At 66.5% G+C, this 19,179-nt stretch carries 15 protein-coding genes; 8 read left to right on the top strand and 7 right to left on the bottom strand.

All coding sequences use genetic code 11. From position 1 onward, the window contains the following. Positions 1-86 precede the first annotated feature (86 nt). A complete protein-coding gene (locus tag B9C43_RS39025) occupies positions 87-506 on the top strand; it encodes a YciI family protein (protein ID WP_235039096.1) in 420 nt (139 codons plus the stop codon). Here the strand turns inward: B9C43_RS39025 and B9C43_RS39020 are convergent. Then, positions 478-1,278, bottom strand: coding sequence for a GNAT family N-acetyltransferase (locus B9C43_RS39020; protein ID WP_200825897.1), 801 nt, complete (start codon positions 1,276-1,278; stop codon positions 478-480). The two genes, B9C43_RS39025 and B9C43_RS39020, sit on opposite strands and share 29 nt — an antisense overlap. Next, positions 1,256-3,082, bottom strand: a complete 1,827-nt coding sequence (locus tag B9C43_RS39015; RefSeq protein ID WP_084432266.1) for an Hsp70 family protein — start codon at positions 3,080-3,082, stop codon at positions 1,256-1,258. Before B9C43_RS39015 ends, B9C43_RS39020 begins: the two co-directional genes overlap by 23 nt. Before the next feature lie 112 nt (positions 3,083-3,194). Between B9C43_RS39015 and B9C43_RS39010 the strand changes: the two genes are divergently transcribed. The 4 genes from B9C43_RS39010 to B9C43_RS38995 all read left to right on the top strand — a co-directional run bounded on the left by B9C43_RS39010 (position 3,195) and on the right by B9C43_RS38995 (position 7,322). After that, positions 3,195-4,382: a four-carbon acid sugar kinase family protein gene (locus B9C43_RS39010; RefSeq protein ID WP_084432263.1), complete on the top strand. Its 1,188-nt coding sequence runs from the start codon at positions 3,195-3,197 to the stop codon at positions 4,380-4,382. After that, positions 4,379-5,398 (top strand): 4-hydroxythreonine-4-phosphate dehydrogenase PdxA, encoded by a 1,020-nt coding sequence (gene pdxA / locus B9C43_RS39005; protein ID WP_033388751.1) that lies wholly within the window; start codon positions 4,379-4,381, stop codon positions 5,396-5,398. The genes B9C43_RS39010 and pdxA overlap by 4 nt, the downstream gene beginning before the upstream one ends. Then, positions 5,395-6,066, top strand: a complete 672-nt coding sequence (locus B9C43_RS39000) for a DeoR/GlpR family DNA-binding transcription regulator (RefSeq protein WP_084432260.1) — start codon at positions 5,395-5,397, stop codon at positions 6,064-6,066. Before pdxA ends, B9C43_RS39000 begins: the two co-directional genes overlap by 4 nt. Before the next feature lie 116 nt (positions 6,067-6,182). After that, positions 6,183-7,322 carry a pyridoxal phosphate-dependent aminotransferase gene (locus B9C43_RS38995; protein WP_235039095.1) on the top strand — a complete coding sequence of 380 codons (1,140 nt, stop codon included), beginning with the start codon at positions 6,183-6,185 and terminating at the stop codon, positions 7,320-7,322. A gap of 110 nt (positions 7,323-7,432) precedes the next feature. Here the strand turns inward: B9C43_RS38995 and B9C43_RS38990 are convergent, their stop codons facing one another. Genes B9C43_RS38990 through B9C43_RS38975 form a run of 4 tightly spaced genes read right to left on the bottom strand, consistent with a single transcriptional unit; the run spans position 7,433 to position 10,760 of the window. Next, positions 7,433-7,945 (bottom strand): hypothetical protein, encoded by a 513-nt coding sequence (locus B9C43_RS38990; protein WP_084432258.1) that lies wholly within the window; start codon positions 7,943-7,945, stop codon positions 7,433-7,435. After that, positions 7,938-9,041, bottom strand: a complete 1,104-nt coding sequence (locus B9C43_RS38985; protein WP_033388754.1) for a hypothetical protein — start codon at positions 9,039-9,041, stop codon at positions 7,938-7,940. Before B9C43_RS38985 ends, B9C43_RS38990 begins: the two co-directional genes overlap by 8 nt. Positions 9,042-9,054: 13 nt before the next feature. Next, positions 9,055-9,435 carry a FixH family protein gene (locus tag B9C43_RS38980; protein WP_084432255.1) on the bottom strand — a complete coding sequence of 127 codons (381 nt, stop codon included), beginning with the start codon at positions 9,433-9,435 and terminating at the stop codon, positions 9,055-9,057. Beyond that, the gene (locus tag B9C43_RS38975; RefSeq protein WP_084432252.1) at positions 9,432-10,760 is read right to left on the bottom strand and encodes a hypothetical protein; all 1,329 of its coding nucleotides are present in this window, start codon (positions 10,758-10,760) and stop codon (positions 9,432-9,434) included. The genes B9C43_RS38980 and B9C43_RS38975 overlap by 4 nt, the downstream gene beginning before the upstream one ends. Positions 10,761-10,894: 134 nt before the next feature. Between B9C43_RS38975 and B9C43_RS38970 the strand changes: the two genes are divergently transcribed. Further along, positions 10,895-12,019 carry a sensor histidine kinase gene (locus B9C43_RS38970; protein WP_033388771.1) on the top strand — a complete coding sequence of 375 codons (1,125 nt, stop codon included), beginning with the start codon at positions 10,895-10,897 and terminating at the stop codon, positions 12,017-12,019. Then, a complete protein-coding gene (locus B9C43_RS38965; protein WP_084432249.1) occupies positions 12,016-12,687 on the top strand; it encodes a response regulator in 672 nt (223 codons plus the stop codon). Before B9C43_RS38970 ends, B9C43_RS38965 begins: the two co-directional genes overlap by 4 nt. Positions 12,688-12,956: 269 nt before the next feature. Here the strand turns inward: B9C43_RS38965 and B9C43_RS38960 are convergent, their stop codons facing one another. Then, positions 12,957-13,427 carry a hypothetical protein gene (locus B9C43_RS38960; protein WP_143446904.1) on the bottom strand — a complete coding sequence of 157 codons (471 nt, stop codon included), beginning with the start codon at positions 13,425-13,427 and terminating at the stop codon, positions 12,957-12,959. A gap of 180 nt (positions 13,428-13,607) precedes the next feature. Between B9C43_RS38960 and B9C43_RS38955 the strand changes: the two genes are divergently transcribed. Next, on the top strand, positions 13,608-18,197 hold the full coding sequence (locus tag B9C43_RS38955; protein WP_084432768.1) for an ATP-dependent helicase: 4,590 nt from the start codon (positions 13,608-13,610) through the stop codon (positions 18,195-18,197). The last annotated feature ends 982 nt before the right edge of the window (positions 18,198-19,179 follow it).

Here is a 19,179-nt window from a genome sequence, read left to right as displayed (position 1 = left end):
TCATCTTCTGGCTGCGCAACAACCGGAGGCGCTGAAGTAAGGTCTGCGCCCGAGGCGAGATCGGAGCGGTGCACACCATGCGTTTCATGATCATCATCAAGTCGGACGAGAAGACCGACGCCGGCAGGGTGCCGTCCGAGGCCGAGTTCACCGCGATGGCGCAGTTCAACCAGGAGATGGCCGACGCGGGCATCCTGGTCGGCGCCGAAGGCCTGCTGGACAGCGGCAAAGGCGCGCGGGTGCAGATGTCCGGCGGCAAGACCACGATCACCGACGGCCCGTTCACCGAGTCGAAGGAGCTCGTCGCGGGTTTCTGGATGATCAAGGTCGACTCGCTGGAAGAGGCGATCGACTGGGCCAGCCGCGTGCCGAGCCCGCCGGAGATCGAGACCAACCTCGAGGTACGCCAGGTCGTCGACGCTGCCGAGCACTACGCCGAGACGTACACCGAGGAGCTCAAGGAAGGCGAGGACAAGCTCAGGGATCAGATCGCCGAGAACCAGTGACGCTGTGTTCGGTGAAACTGCCCGCGACGGTGAAACCGAGCCCTCGATAGAGCTCCTGCCCGTCAGGTGACGTCTGCAGAACGGCTGTGCCGAAGCCCTCGGCACGTGCCGCGAGCAAAGCCGAGAGCGTGATCGCACGCCCGAATCCACGTCGCCGGAAACCGGCCAGCGTCGAGATGTTGTAGATCCCGGCAACCCCGTGCGCCAGAAAAGCTTCCGCCGCGCAGACGGCCGCGTCGCCGACATATCCGACGAAGCACCGAGTCTGGCAAGCCGGATCCAAAGCCGCCACCGCGGCACGTTCGTAGAACCGGATCACCCCGGACGCGGGCGGACTCCAGTTCGCCGCAAGGATTGCGGCGTAGTCCGCGAGTTGACCCGCGTCACGAACCCGCTCGATCCGCAGCCCTGGCGGAACTTCCAACGCGGGCAACGAGGCCAGGTCGGCGACCATGCCCGGTTCCGGCTCCAGCGCGGGGAAACCCGCCGCGGCGATCCGGTCCGACAAGTTGCCCGGTGTGGACGTCGAATCCACCCACCACGAGAACCGGCCGCCGATCATCGCAACAGTCTCGGCGATTCGTATGTCCACAGTGGACTCAGTGAATCGAGTCCCGGTGATGATGTTGAACGTGTCGTCGGCGACGTCACCGTCCGCGATCACCAAGTCATCGGTCTCGACGACGGTCATTCCCGCGGTCTTGCGGTGCAGGTGGCACGAGTGCTCGGCGAAGTTCGCCGCCATCCGGTCAAGAAGTACCGGGCTGGACATTCTTCTCCCAGTAGGTGGCGATCTCGTCGGGCGTTCCGGCGTCGCGCAGCTGCACCTTGCTCAGCACGCCAAGGATCGGCAGGTCTTTGACGTAGAAGACCAGCTTGCCGGTGCCGCCGCTGACGGCTGCCTGGTACTGGCCGGTCAGGCCGTTGCCTGTCCAGTCGGCCCGCACCGTGTCGCCGCCGAGCGAACCGATCACGGCGAGCGCCTGCTTGTCGGACTCCTCGTTCGACGAGGCCTGCAGGTACGAAACCTGGTAGTCCTCACTGAGGGTGCAGGTCACGCTCAGTCCCACGGCAGCGTCAAGGCCACTGCTTTCCACACCCGACTTGCAAGAGTTGTTGTCCGGGACCGTGCCTGCGAGCTGGCGCAAACATTTGGTGAAGCCCTTGTCGTCCTTGTCCCCCACCGACGCGCAGTCCTCGGCTGACGGGATGGCGCTGTTGGACGGCAACAGGAAAATGCCGCCGACCACTGCCAACGCCACGACGACGAGCGCGGCGACGCCGATCAGCAGCCTGCGGTTCGACTTCTTCTTCGCCGAGGCGGCGGGCGTCAGCGTCGGGAAGTTGCTGGGCAGCGGCGCGGGTTGGGGCGCTTGCTGCGCCGGAAAACCGCCGCTGGGCGGGGTTGGTGGCCGGAAATTCGGCCGCACCGGCGTCATCGTCGCGGTCGGCTGATCCTCCGTCAGCGCACTCTGCACGGGCTGCGTCTGGGTACGCGCGCCGATACCCTCGCGCGGCACGTGGTGCGCACCCAGCGCCACGGCGGTTTCCGGCTGGTCGAGGCTGGTCGGCACGACACGCAACTGCTCCGCGATGAGCGTCGCGACCAGTGGCATCCGGCTGGATCCACCGACGAGGTAGATGCCGAGCAGCCGGTCGGGCGTCATCCCGGTCGAACGGATGGTCGCGGCCAGCAACTCCACGCTGCGCAGCAGGTTCGGCCGGACCAACGCCTCCAGCTCCGCCCGGGTGACGAGCACGTCGTCGAATGGTTCTGGCATCGGCACTTCGGTTTGCGGGTGCCGGGACAACGCTTCCTTGGCTGCCTTCACGTCCTCACGCAGCGAGCGTTGCGCACGACGGTCCGCTGTGGTCTCCGGACGCAACAACCGCTGCCAACGGGCCGGGTCCCGATGCGAGACCTCACGGCCGACGTGCTCGAGCAACGCCTGGTCGACGTCCAGGCCGCCGAGGTCGGGCAGGCCGTCCTCAGCGAGAACCGTGAAGCCGTTCTGCGTCGCGCCGACGACCGCGATGTCGAATGTGCCCGCACCGAGGTCGTACACCGCGAGCGCTCGGCCCGGTGTCAACGACTGCCCGGGGAACGAGGCGAAATGCGCGGCCGCGGCCACCGGTTCCGGCACGAGGACCATGTTGTCGCCCAAGCCGGCCAGCCGTGCCGCCGCCATCAGGACGTTGCGGCGTGTTGGCCCCCATTGCGCTGGGTGTGTCAGCCGCACCTCATCCGGCTTCGCACCGCCCAGTTGCCGTGTCGTCTCTTCACCGACACGGCTCAGCACCGCGGCGAGGGCGTCGGTCACCGGCACGACGGTGTCACCCAGCAACAGTGTGCCTTCGTCGACCCTGCGCTTGGGGTTGGGCTCGAAACGGGATGGGTCCAACCGTGCGCGTCGCTCAGCGTCTCGGCCGACAACCAGGTTTCCGTCCTCGCCCGCGAACACCGCGGAGGGCATGGTCGCGGAGCCGTCGACCTCGACGACACGAGGAGGCCGCCCATGTGCGGACAACACCGCCACGGTGTTGGACGTGCCGAGGTCAACTGACAGGACGCGCACTGATCTCCCCTTTTGATGCGACCGGATGACCGGGTCAGATGCTGCCATGCCGACAGGTCCGGGCGGGTGCGGGTTGACTTTCTGCTCATTTTGAGCACGATGAATGCTCAGAATGAGCAATCTACGCGTCCTGGTGATCGGCGACGACCTGACCGGCAGCAACGCGACCGGTGCGTTGTTCGCCCGATTCGGTATGCGCACCATGACCGTGCACGGCGGCGCGGCATTGCCCGACATCGAGGCGCTCGTCGTCAATCTGGGGAACCGGCACGCACCGCCGCAGGAAGCACGAGCCGCGGTCAAAGCGACGATCGAGGCCGCCGGACATGTACCTCTTGTAGTGAAACGAGTCGACACGACCCTTCGTGGCAACGTCGGCGCCGAGACAGACGCCGCTATCGAGGCGTTGAGCGTGCGAGCTTTGGTCGTGCCCGCGTTCCCTGACGCCGGACGTGTCACTGTGGGCGGGCTACACCTCGTCGACGGTGTCCCGCTCGCTCAGACAGCGGCCGCGCGAGATGCGCTCAATCCGGTCAAATCTTCGCGCGTGGCGACGATTCTCCGAGCCGGAACCACACGATCGATCACCGAAGTTCCGCTGGACGTCGTAGAGCAGGGCGTCGAGGCGGTCGCCGGGGCGCTTCGGTCCGACAGCGAGATCGTGGTGTGCGACGCGACCCGCAACTCACACCTTCGGGTGATCGCCGAGGCGGCGGCGCAGGTGTCAAAACAGTGGCTGTCGGTCGACTCCGGCCCGTTCGGAGTGCGGCTCGCCGCGGCCTTGGGCATCGCACCGGGCGACCAGCCGAGGCCGCCGGTGTTCGCCGTGATCGGCAGCATCACCGCGATCACCGCCGACCAGGTGCAGGAAACCGAGCAAACACTCGGCGCGCACTACGTGACGGTGACCGGAACGGAATCACCCGAAGAGATAGTCGCCAAAGTCTCCGAGCTCATCGAGCGGGATATCGACGTGGTCGGTGTACGGACGATGGCCGCCGCGCTCGACCGTGCGCTCGCGGCGAAACTGCCGAGCGTTTTGGCCGAGGTCACGAGGAAAGTATTGACACAGCACAGGATCGGCGGTCTGTACGCCACCGGCGGCGACATCGCCACGGCGATCACAACGGCGCTGGATACCGACGGATTCGTGATCGACGACGAGGTGGTGCCGCTCGCTGTGGTCGGCAGGCTCGCCGGCGGCCCGTTCAACGGGCTGCCGTTCGCCACCAAAGGCGGCCTGATCGGCGACCACACAGCGGCTGTCGCCTGCATCGAACGGCTGAGAGGAAGCACATGACCAAGCCCGTGCTCGCAGTGACACTCGGCGATCCGGTCGGGATCGGACCGGAGATCACGGCGAAAACCCTGGCAGCGCCGGAAGCCACGGACACCGCGCGACCACTGGCCGTCGGTGACGCGCCGGTGCTGCGCCGGGCGATCGACGTGCTCGGCCTGGACGCCAAGGTGAACGCGGTGAAATCCGTCGCCGAGGCGAAGTTCGAGCCTGGCACGATCGACATCCTCGATCTCGGTATCGCCCCTGGTGACCTGCCGTGGGGCCAAGTGAACGCCACAGCGGGCCAAGCCGCGGTCGCCGCGATCGAACAAGCCACGAAAGCCGCTCTGCGTGGCGAGGTGGACGCGGTGGTGACGTCGCCGATCAACAAGGAGTCGATCTGGGCGGCCGGGTCGAAACACCTCGGGCACACTGAGATGCTCGGCGAGCTGACCGGCTCCGACCGGTTCAACACCATGTTCTGGGTCCGTGGCCTCCGGATTTTCTTCGCCACCCGGCATTTGTCGCTGCGCGAGGCGGTCGAGCAGATCACCAAGCCGAACATCGAGCACGCGATCCGCGAGGCGTACACGGCGTTGCGCGTGTTCGGCAACGATTCACCCAGACTGGCGGTTGCCGCACTGAACCCGCACGGCGGTGAGGGTGGCAAGTTCGGTGACGAGGAGATCGTCGCGATCGCCCCGGCGGTGGAGGCGGCAAAGGCCGACGGGCTGGACGTCTACGGCCCGATTCCCGCGGATTCGGTGTTCCACCAAGGACTTGAAGGCCGTTACGACGGCGTTCTGTCGCTGTACCACGATCAGGGGCACATCGCTTCGAAGACAGTGGACTTCCACGGCACGGTTTCAGTGACCGTCGGTCTGCCGATCCTGCGCACGTCGGTCGACCACGGCACGGCTTTCGACATCGCAGGGACGGGACGTGCCGAACACGGCACGATGGTCGCCGCGTTCCGTGCTGCCGTAGACCTCGCTCCGTACGCCCCACGACTGCGCGAGGCGTACCCAGGCGGATGAACGCACGAGAACGACGGGCAAGGCTGCTCGACGAGGTCCGCGGCGGGGCCGGTCACATCCATGATCTGGCTGACCAGTTCCGGGTTTCCCCGTCCACGATCCGCCGCGACCTCACCTTGCTCGAGCGCGACGGCCACGTCGTCCGTACTTACGGCGGCGCGGTGGAGCGCAGCGTGCGCGAGAAAGATGCGCGAAACAGTGCCGAAAAGGATGAAATCGCCTACAAAGCGGCTGCTGTGATCGAGGACGGCGAGATCGTCGTCCTCGACGCGGGCACCACCACCGGCAGGCTCGCCGCGCATCTGGCCCACCGCAGGTTGACCGTCGTGACGAATGGACTGACGGCCATCCTCGCACTGGCCGAGAGCACCACAGTGGAGCTGATTGTCCTAGGTGGACGGTTGCGCCAGCCGAACGCGGCGATCGTCGGCGCGACGGTCACCGAACAACTCCGGCACATCGGCGCCGATCAGGTGTTTCTCGGCACAGATGGACTCAGTCCGGAACGAGGTTTGTGCTCACCCAGCCTGGAACAAGCGCACTTGAAATACGCGATGCTGCATAGCGCACGGCACGCATACGTCCTGGCTGATCACTCCAAAATGGGCCACGAACCGTTTTCCTACTGGACTCCCCTTGACAGGCCGCACACGGTTGTCACGAACTGACCTGTGATTTGATCGGGATAACTCCTGAACCGGATGCACACGATCGCCCGTATGAACCAGTGCAGCCAAGAGACGGGAGTGATCGCGTGCGACATGGACATAGTGTCGATACCAGCTTGTTCCAGCGTGCAGCGCACAGTCCGTCGTACTTCGAGCTGACCAGGGGGATGGGCGACAACGGCAGGCAGATCGCGGACTTCTGCATCCCGTGCAACCCGTATTTTCCCACGCCGGAGATGTTCGGCGAACTGGCCAAGAACCTTGAGATGGTGCTGAAGTTCTACCCCAGTGACGCCAGCACCATCGCGGGCAGGCTCGCCAGGATCCTGGGGCTCAACCCGGCGACCATCGCCATGTCGAACGGTTCCACCGAACTGATCACCTGGATGGACCACTTGTGGTTCTCCGAAAGCGTGGCGATCCCGATTCCCACTTTCGGGCGATGGACCGATCAGCCACTGGAGACCGGCAAGCGCGTCGACATGTACCCGTTGCAGGAGAGCAACGACTTCAACCTGAGCATCGACGACTACATCAAGTTCATCCGGAAGCGTAAGTCCCGGGTCGCGGTGCTGTGCAACCCGAACAACCCCGATGGCGGCTACCTGCCACGGCGGGAGATCGTGCGGTTCATGGACGAGTTGTCCGATCTCGATCTCGTCGTGATCGACGAGTCGTTCATCGACTTCGTTGAGGTCGAACGGCATCCATCGGTGGCGACGGACGCCACGATTCGCCCGAACGTGGTGGTGCTGAAGAGCCTGGGCAAGAACTTCGGCCTGCACGGCATCCGGTTCGGCTACCTCGTGGCCAACCCCGCGCTCGCGGGCAAGATGGCCAAGACATTGCCGAAGTGGAATTTGAACTCTTTGGCCGAAACGGTCGTGTTCATGTTGGAAGAGCACGCAGGCGACTACGCGGAGAGCCTGCAGCTGTTGGCCCGCGACCGCTACCGGATGGGGATGGAACTAGCCAGGCAACCAGATCTGACCGTCTACTCGTCACAGGCGAACTTCCTGCTCGTCAAGCTGGCGCCGAACATCGACGGCATGGCGTTGCGGGACTACCTGTTGCAGCGGCATCAGGTCTTCATCCGGGAATGCGGCAACAAACTAGGGATGAACAGTCAGTTCGTCCGCCTGGTGGTCCGTCCTGAACAGGACGTGGAGCGCTTGGTCGAGGGACTGCGTGGGTTCACCCAAGCGCGATGGGAGCACGAACATGCCACCCCGGCCCTTGTCCACAGCGTTTCGTGACGGCTGGACGGAATTAGTCGACTACATCGAGATTTTCCGGCGGACACGACGCCGCCGGTGATGGTCTCGGGTGCCGCTGGTTCGGCGGCCGGCGGCACCCGAGCTCTGCACTAGACCGGGCGGCGGGTTCGTCGCCAGGCGACAACGATCAGCGCGATCAACCCGAACAGCGGGATCGTGCTGATCGCCCAGCTCAACCCCATCGGCGGACCGGGCTGCTCCATCACTTTCAGATTGCGCAGTTCACCCGTTCCGGTACCAGCTGGCCCTTCGATGGTGAAGCGCATCGTCCAGTCGCCAGGTTCCGGCAGGCTGAACACGTCCAGGCCCCAGACCTCACGCTTGCGTGGGTGCCGGGCGAGTGGATCGCCCATCCGTTCGTCGCCGAGCGACAAGACCACGCGACCGCCCTTGTCAGCGATACCACCGTCCGGCGCGAACGTGAAGTCCAGTGACTGCAGGGCTTTCAGCGGCCATGTGCTGAAGCCGACGGTCACGTTGTACGGTCCGGCCTGGACTTTCTCCGTGTGCACGATGTTGACCGGATCGTAAGCAGACGCCGGTGCGGCGAGCCCGAACAGCAGCGAACCGGTTGCCAGCATCCCCAACAGTGTCTTACGCATGACTGGTTTCCTTTGCTGGCGCGAGGTGTCGCAGCATCTGCCCGAAACGCTTGCCGAGCATCCCAGCAAGGGCACCGAAAACAGTGCCGATCACGACGGTGATGATGTAGGTACTGGTGCGCGGCAGTGAAGCGTCATACACCAGTACGTCCTGCAGCGGTCCGCAGGCGCTGATGATCAGGCCGGCGACGGCTCCGCTCACCACTGCGGGCAGTTTGCGCAGCAGCTCCACCGCCACTGCCACGATCAGCAGGCTCATCGGAATCATGGACGGCAGCGCTGGCACGCCATCGACGTAGTCACGCACTGGCAGGCCGGTCGCATCGGCGTAAACCCTTGCCGCCCACGGCGAGAACCACCAGAACACACCTTGGAGCGCCGCCACGACCAGAGCGACGGCGAGCGCGCCACCCCGTCGGGCGAGGGCTCCCGCGCCCATCATCAGGATCAGCACCGACATGAACGTGACGCCGATTTCCACCGGATCGACCGTGCCATCCGGCAAAGCTTCCAGGCCGATCACGGTCACCATGCTGAATGACAGCAGCACGGACGCACTGCTGACGGTTCCGTACACACCCCATCGGTGTTCGCGGGCCGCCGCGAATATCATGACCGCGCCCACCATTGTGATCGAGATGGACAGCAGCAGGCCGATGTGCGGTGGTGACGCGATCACCGCGTCGAAACCGTACAGGCTGTGCCACCACTGATCCCACAGGCCGTACAACAGGAACGACGCAGCGCCGATACCGGAGATCAGATAGCCGACCGGCGCGGAGAACGTCCGGCCGAACACGCCGACCGCACGACCTCCCACGATCGGGTTGATGTCCCGGCCACGGCGCTGCGCGGCCGTGGCCATCAGAACAACGACCAGACTGGCGATTCCGGCGACGGCGCTGCCGGAATACAGGAACAGGTGCGGCATGGTGAAGAACGTGTCCGGCCCGACATCCGAGTGCCATTGGATGTCCCAGGTCAGGCCGACGAGTGAAAGCATGGTCCCACCGAGTACGAAACCCGCCGGGACCACTCCCCTCGGCACACTCTTGGCCGCGGTGTCGCTCGTGGCCATTGATGCCGTCATGTCCATTGATCCACTCCTTTCAGTTGAGCAGCAGCGGGATCACGACCCGGTCGGTCCCCAGCGAAACGGTTATCTCCCATTGACCGGCCATCGGCAGGTCCACGTTGTCCACCCGGAAGTGGCCCGGCTGTGTCGGCGCGGCGGTGATCGGGCTGAGCGCGTGCCCCATCTGCGGCATCGCAGGCTCGACCGTCACGTCGCCTGTCGCCGGGTTGCCGGTGCGGTCGGTGATCTCGATGTCGAGCGAGTTGCCGCCCGGCTTCAGCGGCTGAGCCGCGACTTTGAAGCTGTACCGCGCGGTGTCCGCGAGGAGTTGGTGGGTGTCGCCTGATCTCGGCCAGAGCAGCAGCGCGGCTGCCGCGACGATCACCGCCCCGAGTGCGGTCAAGATGATTTTCATCCTTGTGCTCCCTTGGGAACTTCGACGACCGTCGGCACGGTGACGATCGAGTAGTCACGCTCGACCTGCACCCACACCAGATACCGGCCCGGCAGCGGGAAGGAGTACGTGAACGACACGTCCGGCCCGAACGCGGCAACGCTCTCGTCCGGTTTGTCCGGCAGACCTGGCGTCGATGGGAGCATCGCGTGCACATGCGCCCAGATCGGTGCTGCCGCGTGGTTCTGACCGTCGGCGAGCGGTCCGACAACGATCATGTGACCGAGCATTCCCAGCCACGGCTGCAAATCCCTCGTCCCGAACCTGGCCGTGACCGTGCTCGGCGAACCTGCCGGCCGGATCTGCGTCGAGAGGTCCGCTTTTCCTTCATTCGCATGAAGGTTCGCCTCGCCGGTCACCGATACGGATGAACGCAGGAGTTGCACTCCCCCGCCGCGCCTGGCGATTTCGGCCGCGATCGCGTGCACCCCAGGCCCGGTCCTGAGCCGCACCCGGTACTCACCCGGACCGACCCTGATCGGGTGAAGGTGCTGCAACGTACCGCTTGGCGAAATCACTACAAGGTGTATCAACGCGTTGTCGTGCACCAGAAGGTCGTCGACTGGACGACCGGACGACCCGTCGGTCAGACTCAGCCTCAGGTCGTTGCCCGCCATGGTCGGCACCAAGTTCACCGGTGGCCGCGAAAAGTCCACTATGGACGTTCGCTGATACGGGTCGTTGACGTTGTCGAACGTCGGATCCAGGTCCGTGCCCGGGGCAGGCGGCTGCGGGATCACCGGAGCCAGCACAGCGGCCGTCACGGCGACCGTGACCGCCACGATCATCCCAGCGGCGGGCACGATCGCCATGCCGCCACGGCCTCGAACAGCCAGAACCAGCGCGATGACAAGGAGAAGCCCAGCCGCGACGAACCCGCCGTAGGTCGCGTTCTCCCACGGAGAGGACACGATCGCCGGGACGATGAACGGGATCGTGGCTTCGTCGACCTTGAGCTCCCACGGCCCAGGCCGGTCCACTTGAACCGTTCCCGCGTAGAAGCCAGGAGTCGCGCCGAGTTCCACCTTCGTGGAGCTGGTGGGCGATCCGGCCGCGCTGACGCTGACCGTGACCACGCCGGGTGGCGATCCCGTGTGCGTCACCAGATCGATGTGCACGGGGCCGGGCACCTCGGCGACCCTGCGGATGATCACGGTCAGCTCGCGGTCGCCCAGTGTCTGGGCCACGTGGATGTCGGCGCCGGTCTGGGCACCGTCGGCCAGCGCCGGAGCGGCGATCCCGATGAGCATCCCCAGCGCGAGCAGCACTGTCGACAGAGTTCGCATCGCCACGGATACAACCAGGACAAGAAGCCCGAATTCGTCCCTTCGGCGGTGGAAACCGGATCCCCTGCACGGGGGACGAACAACCCCGAGACGCGGGAGGACGCAGGTCAGGGGATGGGGCAGGATCCAAGGCGATGCTCACCACCAGGTTGTCGTTGAAACGCCAGTCGTGGCTGGTCGCCGCCGTGTGCATGATTGCCGACGGCACGGCCGTACTGCTCCACGGCTGTCAGACGTGGCAGAACTGGCTGACGCTCGTGATGACGCTGGCCGTCGACGCCGCGTTGGCCGGTCCGGCGCGTCTGTCCGGTGTCATCGCCTTCGCGCACGCGTCCATCCCGATCACCATGCTTCTGCTGGGCGGTTGGTCACCCGCCAACGACGCCGGAATTCTGATCGCGGGATACCGCGCGGGTGCGTGGCTGCACGGCGGGCCCGCGATCGCCTCCCTCGTTGTTCTCGCAGCGAGTCTTCTGGCATGCAGCTCCATCATCGACCGAAGCCTGGAGTGGGGCGTCGTCGCGATGATCAAAGCCGCTGTCCTGCCGTTCCTGGTTGGCCGGTACACCGCCGCTCGCCGCGCTTACCTCGCGGAAATGGAACGACGCACGGAACTGGAGCGTCGAGACGCGCAAGAAGCGGTGACCAGGGCGATCGCGGCGGAACGCAGCTCGATCGCCCGCGATCTGCACGACGTGATCGTGCACCACGTCAGCGCGATCAACCTGCATGCCGGAGCCGCGCGGCTAGGACTCCCCGCCGGCAACGTGAAGCTGGAGGGATCCTTGCGGTCGGTCGAGACTGCGAGCCGAGCGGCCATGGTCGACCTGCGTCACCTGCTGGACCTGCTGCACGGCGACAACTCGGAAGGCGCCAGCCAGCCTGGGCTGGACAACCTCGACGAGCTGTTCGAGAACATCCAGGCAGCCGGTATGCCCGCACGGCTCGCGGTTTCGGGCACTCAGCGGGACGTCCCGGAGTCGCTGGGGATAACGGTGTACCGGATCGTGCAGGAGATGCTGACCAACGCTTTGCGACATGGTGGCTCGGATGGTGTGTTGATCTCGTTGGAGTACGAACCTGATGCGCTGACCGTGACCTCCCTCAACAAGGTGGGTACAGGCAGCCAATCGGGTGGAACCGTTCGGCGCGGCCTGGTAGGAATCCGCAACCGGGCCGGTATGTTCGCCGGCCGGACGCAAGCCGGACTCGATCCGGACGGCGAGACCTGGCGGACGAGCGTGAGGTTCCCACTATGACGCTGCGAGTGCTGCTGGCCGACGACCACGCCATGCTGCGGTCCGGGATGCGCGCGATCTTCGAGACGCAACCGGACCTCGACTGCGTCGCCGAAGTCGCCGACGGTCGCGCCGCGGTCGCCGAAGTCGCCCGGCTGCGCCCGGACGTCGCGGTACTGGACATCCGAATGCCCAAATTGGACGGTCTCGGGGCGACCGAGGCGATCCTGTCCGACCAGAACAACCGGACGAAGGTCATCCTGCTGACGACGTACGACAGCGACGAATACGTCTACCGTGCGCTGAACGCCGGAGCCAGTGGCTTCCTGCTGAAGTCATTACCACCCGAAGAGTTGATTTCCGCGATCCGCGTGGCCGCACGCGGCGACGCCTTGATCGACCCCTCGGTGACCCAACGCCTCATCGCGCGATTCGCCGTCAGCATCGCCCCACCGGTCACCCCACCCGAAGTCGCCCAACTCACCGCCCGGGAACGGGAAGTCCTCCAACTGGTGGCGGCGGCGTACAGCAACGCCGAGATCGCCGCGAAGCTGCACGTGGGCGACGAGACCGTGAAAACCCACGTGTCACGGGTGCTGTCGAAACTCGGGTTGCGTGACCGGGTGCATGCCGTGGCCTACGCGCACGTCAACGGGCTGGTAACCGGACCTCCGCTTCCGCCGGGGTGAGCTTCATGGGCCGGTCAAAGCCGTTCATCCGCGTATGCGTTGATGCTCGAGATGAAGGTCCCGTGCTGGGCTTCGTCCGCCGCGGCGGACCCCCACTGCCGCGACTGCCTTGGAAGGACACGAAGTTGCGCCCAGCACCAGGACCCTCACGGCACTGAGCCTTTCGCGAACCACGGTCCATGGTCACGTTTCTCTGCTCGTAGCGGAATCGCTACCGGCGAACAGGGGCAGGGTGAGTCGCCGCCGCGGCGTCCCACCCTGCCACCAGGTCACTGGAACCAGGGCCTGTCCGGGTTCGGATCGACCGATGTGCGCTCGGTGACCTTGCGCCACGAGAAGCCGTACTTCGTGAACACCTCGGCATCGACGATGTGCCGGAACCCGAAGTAGGCGTCCCAGATGTACACCCGCGGGTCGCCGGGCTCTTTGACCAGTTCGGCGTCGTACAACGGAATGGGATCCGTGAAGCACGACAGGACGCTGTCGTTGATCACGTAACTCCAGCTGTCCCACAGCCGGAAGTACGTCGCCTCGTCCGGAATGGACCGGAGCTGGAAATCCGGGTCCACCAGGTAGATCGCGGGGCTGGACGAGGTCTTGACCCGCTGCCCGGGCTGCGGGCACGCCGCAGGTGCTACCTCTGCCGTCGCCGCTTGCGCGGCCATGGGCGTCGTCAGCGCGAGCACCATTCCGGCGACAGCCGTGAGCACGGCGTGACCAGCACGCCTTGCCTTATTCATGAAAGAGAACCCCCTTGAGAACAAGAAACGAACCAAACCGTACAGATGTCCCGCATAGTCGACAACGCTGCCGTTCGCCGCATCGGATACCGCCGACAGCTGGACCCCAGCGCACCCCACCCGCCGACTTTCCGCAGCTCAGAAGGCACGAATCCAAAACTGTCAGACCCCCGATGCATGATGGTCAGCGTGGCAGAACTCGACCTCTTCTCACCGGCGACCCGCGACTGGTTCGCGGGAGCCTTTGCCGCCCCGACCCAGGCGCAGGCCGGGGCGTGGCGTGCGGCTGCCGCCGGTGAGCACGCGCTGGTCGTGGCGCCAACCGGATCCGGTAAGACGCTCGCGGCCTTCCTCTGGGGCCTCGACCGGCTGGCCGTTCAGCCGCCTCCCAGCGAGCCCAAACACCGCTGCCGGGTCCTGTACATCTCCCCGCTCAAGGCGCTCGCGGTGGACGTCGAGCGCAACCTGCGGGCCCCGCTGGCCGGCATCCGTCAGGCCGCGCACCGGCTGGGCCTGACGCCTCCTTCGATCACCGTCGGCATGCGGACCGGGGATACCCCTGCCGACGAACGCCGAACGTTCGCCAGGACCCCTCCGGACATCCTGGTGACCACGCCCGAGTCCCTTTTCCTCCTGCTCACGTCGGCCGCGCGGGAGTCACTCAAGGGCATCGAGACCGTCATCGTCGACGAGGTGCACGCGGTGACCGGCACCAAACGCGGCGCGCACATGGCGTTGTCTCTGGAACGGCTGGACGCGTTGTTGCCCAAACCGGCGCAGCGGATCGGGCTCTCGGCCACCGTCCGGCCCATCGAGGAGGTCAGCGCGTTCCTCGCCGGTGGTCGCCCGGTCACGGTCGTCCAGCCGAAGTCGGCCAAGACCGTGGAGATCACCGTCCAGGTCCCGGTCGAGGACATGACCGCCATCGACACACCTCAAGTGCCCGACCCCACCGGTGAGCTCCCGGTTCAGGGCGGGATCGGCACGCTTGAGGAGATCACCGGCGAGATCGGCGCCACCCGGCGGCCGTCGATCTGGCCGGCGGTCGAGGAACGCATCCTCAGCCTGGTGCGCCAGCACCGGTCAACGATCGTGTTCGCCAATTCCCGGCGGCTCGCCGAACGACTCACCGCCAGACTGAATGAGCTCGCGGAAGAGCAGCCCTGGGAGCTGGATCGCTTCCCAGCCGAGGCAATCGGCCAGTCGGGGATCGCCGGTGGCGCTTCACCGGTGATCGCCAGGGCGCACCATGGCTCGATGGCGCGCGAACAGCGCACCGTCGTCGAGGAGGAGCTGAAGTCCGGTCGGCTCCCCTGCGTCGTCGCGACGTCCTCACTGGAGCTCGGGATCGACATGGGCGCCGTCGATCTCGTCATCCAGGTCGAGGCGCCGCCGACGGTCGCGTCCGGCCTGCAACGTGTCGGCCGGGCAGGGCATCACGTGGGCGCGGTGTCCCGTGGCGTGATGTTCCCCAAGTTCCGCGGCGACCTCGTGTCGTGCGCTGTGGTCGCGGAACGCATGCGCGATGGGGCTATCGAGGCGGTCCGGTATCCCCGAAATCCGCTGGACGTACTAGCGCAGCACATCGTGGCGATGGTCGCACTCGAAGCATGGACCATCGACGAGCTGTCCACAGTGGTCCGGCGGGCCGCGAACTTCGCGTCGTTGCCGCAGTCCGCTTTGGAGTCCGTGCTGGACATGCTGTCCGGGCGGTATCCCAGCGAGGAGTTCGGCGAACTGCGGCCTCGCGTGACGTGGGACAGGATCACCGGCGAGTTGCGTGGCCGTCCGGGCGCGCAACGACTGGCGGTCACGTCCGGCGGCACTATTCCCGACCGCGGCCTGTTCACCGTGATGACCCCGCCGAGTGACGGGCGCGCGGGGTCACGGGTCGGCGAGCTGGACGAGGAGATGGTCTACGAGTCCAGAGTCGGCGATACTTTCCTGCTCGGCACGTCGGCGTGGCGGGTCGAGGACATCACCCACGATCGGGTGATCGTGCTGCCCGCGCCGGGGCAGCCGGCCCGGATGCCGTTCTGGAAGGGCGACGCTCCCGGACGCCCGCTGGAACTCGGCAGGGCGATGGGCAAGTTCCTGCGCGAACTGTCCACTTTGGAAGACGAAAAGGCCAGGGCGCGAGCCGCGGCAGCAGGTCTGGACGAATGGGCGACGGACAACCTGCTGATGTATCTGGCCGAACAGAAACAGGCCACGAGACACATCCCGGATGACAGGACGGTACTCGTCGAGCGGTTCCGGGACGAACTCGGTGACTGGCGGCTGGTCGTGCACTCGCCGTTCGGCGCGCAGGTCAACGCACCCTGGGCGTTGGCCATCGCCGCGCGGCTGCGCGAACAACGAGGCATCGAGGCGCAGATGGCGCACTCCGACGACGGGATCGTCATGCGGCTGCCGGACGCCGTGGACGACTCGGGCGCGGAGGTGACCGCGAGCGCCGAGGATGTCCTGCTCGATCCGGAGGAGATCGAGCAGATCGTGGTGACCGAGGTGGGTGGTTCGGCGCTGTTCGCGGCCCGGTTCCGGGAATGCGCCGCCCGATCACTCCTCCTGCCACGACGGGACCCACGGCGGCGCAGTCCACTGTGGCAGCAACGCCAGCGTGCGGCGCAGTTGCTGTCAGTGGCTTCGAAGTACGAACGGTTCCCCGTGGTGCTGGAGGCCATGCGGGAGTGCCTGCAGGACGTGTACGACCTGAACGGCTTGCGTGAGCTGATGACGGACGTCCGCGCCCGGCGGGTGCGTGTGGTCGATGTGGAGACGCCGACAGCGTCTCCCTTCGCTCGTAGCCTGCTGTTCGGTTATGTGGGGATGTTCCTGTACGAGCTGGACACGCCGTTGGCCGAACGGCGTGCCGCGGCCTTGTCACTCGACTCGTCCCTGTTGGCCGAACTGCTTGGCTCCGAAGCGATCCGGGAGCTACTGGATGCCGACGTGGTGGCCGAGGTCGAGCGGTCACTGCAACGGCTGGACCCGGACCGGCACGCCAGGCACGCGGAGGATGCGGCCGACCTCCTCCGTTTCCTGGGTGACCTGACCGTGGACGAGGCGGCCGCTCGCGGTGTAAAGCCGGAGTGGCTTGCCGAACTGATCGCCCAGCGCCGGGCGATCAGGGTGCGGATCGCCGGTGCGGACCGCGTCGTCGGCATCGAGGATGCCGGCCGGATGCGGGACGCGCTCGGTGTGGCGCTTCCGGTGGGCGTGCCGGAGGCGTTCACCGAACCGGTCGCCGACCCGCTCGGCGATCTGCTGGCCCGCTATGCCCGCACGCACGGTCCGTTCCCCGCCGCCGAGGCCGCGGCGAGGTTCGGGCTGGGCACAGCGGTGGTGACAGGTGTGCTTGACCGGCTGGCCGGTACCGGCCGGCTCGTCCGTGGCGAGTTGAGACCAGGCGGCACGCACACCGAATACTGCGACGCCGAGGTGTTGCGTCGGTTGCGCCGAGCATCGTTGGCGCGGCTCAGGGCTGAAGTGGAGCCGGTCGAGCAGGCCGCGCTCGGGCGATTTCTACCAAGTTGGCACGGCGTGGGGAAACGTTTGCGCACGGCGCCGACAGCGGACGACGTGTTGTCCGTGGTGGAGCAGCTCGCTGGGACTCCCCTCCCGGCGAGTGCGCTCGAGTCGTTGATCCTGCCGGCACGGCTGCCAGGCTTCTCTCCTGCTCTGCTCGACGAGCTCACCGCGGCAGGCGAGGTCACGTGGTGTGGCAGTGGTTCGCTGGCCGGGGGCGATGGCTGGATCGCCCTCGCGCCAACGGACGTCGCCGACTTGTTGTTGCCGGATGTGGAGGACAACGTCCCTGACTCGCCGGTGCACCAGGCCATCCTGTCCGCTTTGGACGGTGGTGCGCTGTTCTTCCGGCAACTGGTCGACCGGACCGGCTCCACCGACGACCAAGAGGTGGTCACCGCCCTCTGGGACTTGGTGTGGGCCGGCCTGGTCACCAACGACACGCTCAACCCGTTGCGCGCCCTGGTTTCCGGCCGCGGCGCGACGCACAAACCACGCCGTTCGGCACCACGCGGCCGCTACGCACGCATCCGCGCCCAGCGACCGACCATGCCCAGCAGAACAGGCCCGCCCACCGTGGGCGGCCGGTGGTCGCTCGCAGTCGAGCGTGAGCCCGACCCAACCCGCCGAGCGCATGCCCGTGCCGAGGCTTTCCTTGAACGCCATGGTGTCCTGACGCGCGGCGCCCTTGACACCGAACGCGTCACCGGCGGCTTCAGCGGCGTCTACAAAGTCCTGCGCGCCATGGAGGAATCCGGCCAGGTCGTCCGCGGCTATGTGGTGGAAGGCCTTGGCGCAGCGCAGTTCGCCGCCCGCGGCGCAGTGGACCGCCTCCGCGCCCTCTCCCGCGCAGCAGGCAAAGACCCCGAACCAGTCGGCGCGGTGGTACTCGCCGCCGCCGACCCAGCCCAACCGTACGGCGCAGCCCTCCCGTGGCCCGACACCATCGGCGATGGAAAACACCGCCCCGCCCGCAAAGCGGGCGCACTCGCCGTCCTCGTCGACGGCGAACCCGCCCTTTACGTCGAACGCGGCGGAAAATCCCTACTGTCCTTCACCGAGGATGACAAGGCATTGCGCGCCGCCGCGGAAGCCCTCTCCCGCGCAGTCCGCGAAGGCTGGCTCGGCCAACTCGCCGTCCAACGCGCCGACGGCGACATCGCCCTCACCTCCCACCTCGCCGACATCCTCCGCGACGCCGGCTTCCGCGCCACCCCCAAAGGCCTCCGCCTCCGCGCCTAACGCCGCACACCGCCCGCCCCACCACCCACCACCGACCTCGCCCGCACCACGACGACAACGCCGTGATCGAACTCATCAACGCACAGGGCGCGCTATCGCCCCGTAGCGTTCGGTTGCGGGGTTCGGTTGCCGGGGCCGGTTTGCGGGGTTCGGTTGCCAGGTTCGGTTGCGGGGTTCGGTTGCCAGGTTCGGTTTGGGAGAAGGGTTTTCTCCACGCCGCCAACCTTCGCGTCGCAACCTCCGCGCCACCAACCTCGGTGCCGACCTCAAGCCTCCGGTCCCACACCTAACCTCCACACCCCTCCGCCCTAACTCCCCCACTTCCCTCCGCAGTACCAACTTCCGCACCACCACCTCACAAACGCGCTCACCCACCGCTACCTCAACAACGCTCGCACCTCGCAAGCATCCCTGCAGCACCCCAACCTCCACACCACACCCAATGTCTTCCACCCCGGCCCTTTACCTCGGCCCCACTCGCCCACACCTCACCTTGCCGAGCCCCCGGCGACGGACACCGACACACTTCTGCGCCGCTCCAAAAACCTCAGTCCCCGCACCTAACACCACATCCGGTCCACGCCTACCTCTCGCATATCTCCGTGCACACCAACTTCCACACCACACCAAGCCTTCGCCCCAGCCCAACCTCGATCCCTCTTACCGACACCTCACCGAGTTCCCAGCGACCGACGCCGACACACTCTGCACCGCCCCAAAGACCTCAGCTCCCGCGCCTAGCCCCCACACACGCTCCACCCCAACCTCACCCATCCTCTACACACCAACTTCCACGCACACCAAAGCCTTCACACAGCCCAACCTCGATCCCACTCACCCCGCGAGGTCGACTTCCGCGACCCAAAGGCTTCGCATCCGCGCCAACGCCGCAGACCGCCCGGCCACCGGCACCCACCGCCGACCTCGCCCGCACCTCCGCGCCGCCAGCTTCCGCGCCGCCCTCAAAGGCCTCATTCCCGCA

Source organism: Kibdelosporangium aridum, assembly GCF_900176515.1.
Taxonomy (GTDB): Bacteria; Actinomycetota; Actinomycetes; order Mycobacteriales; family Pseudonocardiaceae; genus Kibdelosporangium; species Kibdelosporangium aridum.
The sequence above is the reverse complement of the archived record's forward strand: the minus strand, read 5'-3'. Positions and strand labels throughout refer to the sequence as shown.

Coding starts and splice junctions, on each gene's coding strand:
- B9C43_RS39010 (WP_084432263.1), top strand. CDS start 3,195: ATGAGCAATCTACGCGTCCTGGTGATCGGCGACGACCTGACCGGCAGC.
- B9C43_RS38955 (WP_084432768.1), top strand. CDS start 13,608: ATGGTCAGCGTGGCAGAACTCGACCTCTTCTCACCGGCGACCCGCGAC.
- B9C43_RS39000 (WP_084432260.1), top strand. CDS start 5,395: ATGAACGCACGAGAACGACGGGCAAGGCTGCTCGACGAGGTCCGCGGC.
- B9C43_RS38970 (WP_033388771.1), top strand. CDS start 10,895: ATGCTCACCACCAGGTTGTCGTTGAAACGCCAGTCGTGGCTGGTCGCC.
- B9C43_RS38980 (WP_084432255.1), bottom strand. CDS start 9,435: ATGAAAATCATCTTGACCGCACTCGGGGCGGTGATCGTCGCGGCAGCC.
- pdxA (WP_033388751.1), top strand. CDS start 4,379: ATGACCAAGCCCGTGCTCGCAGTGACACTCGGCGATCCGGTCGGGATC.
- B9C43_RS38990 (WP_084432258.1), bottom strand. CDS start 7,945: ATGCGTAAGACACTGTTGGGGATGCTGGCAACCGGTTCGCTGCTGTTC.
- B9C43_RS38985 (WP_033388754.1), bottom strand. CDS start 9,041: ATGGACATGACGGCATCAATGGCCACGAGCGACACCGCGGCCAAGAGT.
- B9C43_RS39025 (WP_235039096.1), top strand. CDS start 87: ATGATCATCATCAAGTCGGACGAGAAGACCGACGCCGGCAGGGTGCCG.
- B9C43_RS39020 (WP_200825897.1), bottom strand. CDS start 1,278: ATGTCCAGCCCGGTACTTCTTGACCGGATGGCGGCGAACTTCGCCGAG.
- B9C43_RS38960 (WP_143446904.1), bottom strand. CDS start 13,427: ATGAATAAGGCAAGGCGTGCTGGTCACGCCGTGCTCACGGCTGTCGCC.
- B9C43_RS38965 (WP_084432249.1), top strand. CDS start 12,016: ATGACGCTGCGAGTGCTGCTGGCCGACGACCACGCCATGCTGCGGTCC.
- B9C43_RS38975 (WP_084432252.1), bottom strand. CDS start 10,760: ATGCGAACTCTGTCGACAGTGCTGCTCGCGCTGGGGATGCTCATCGGG.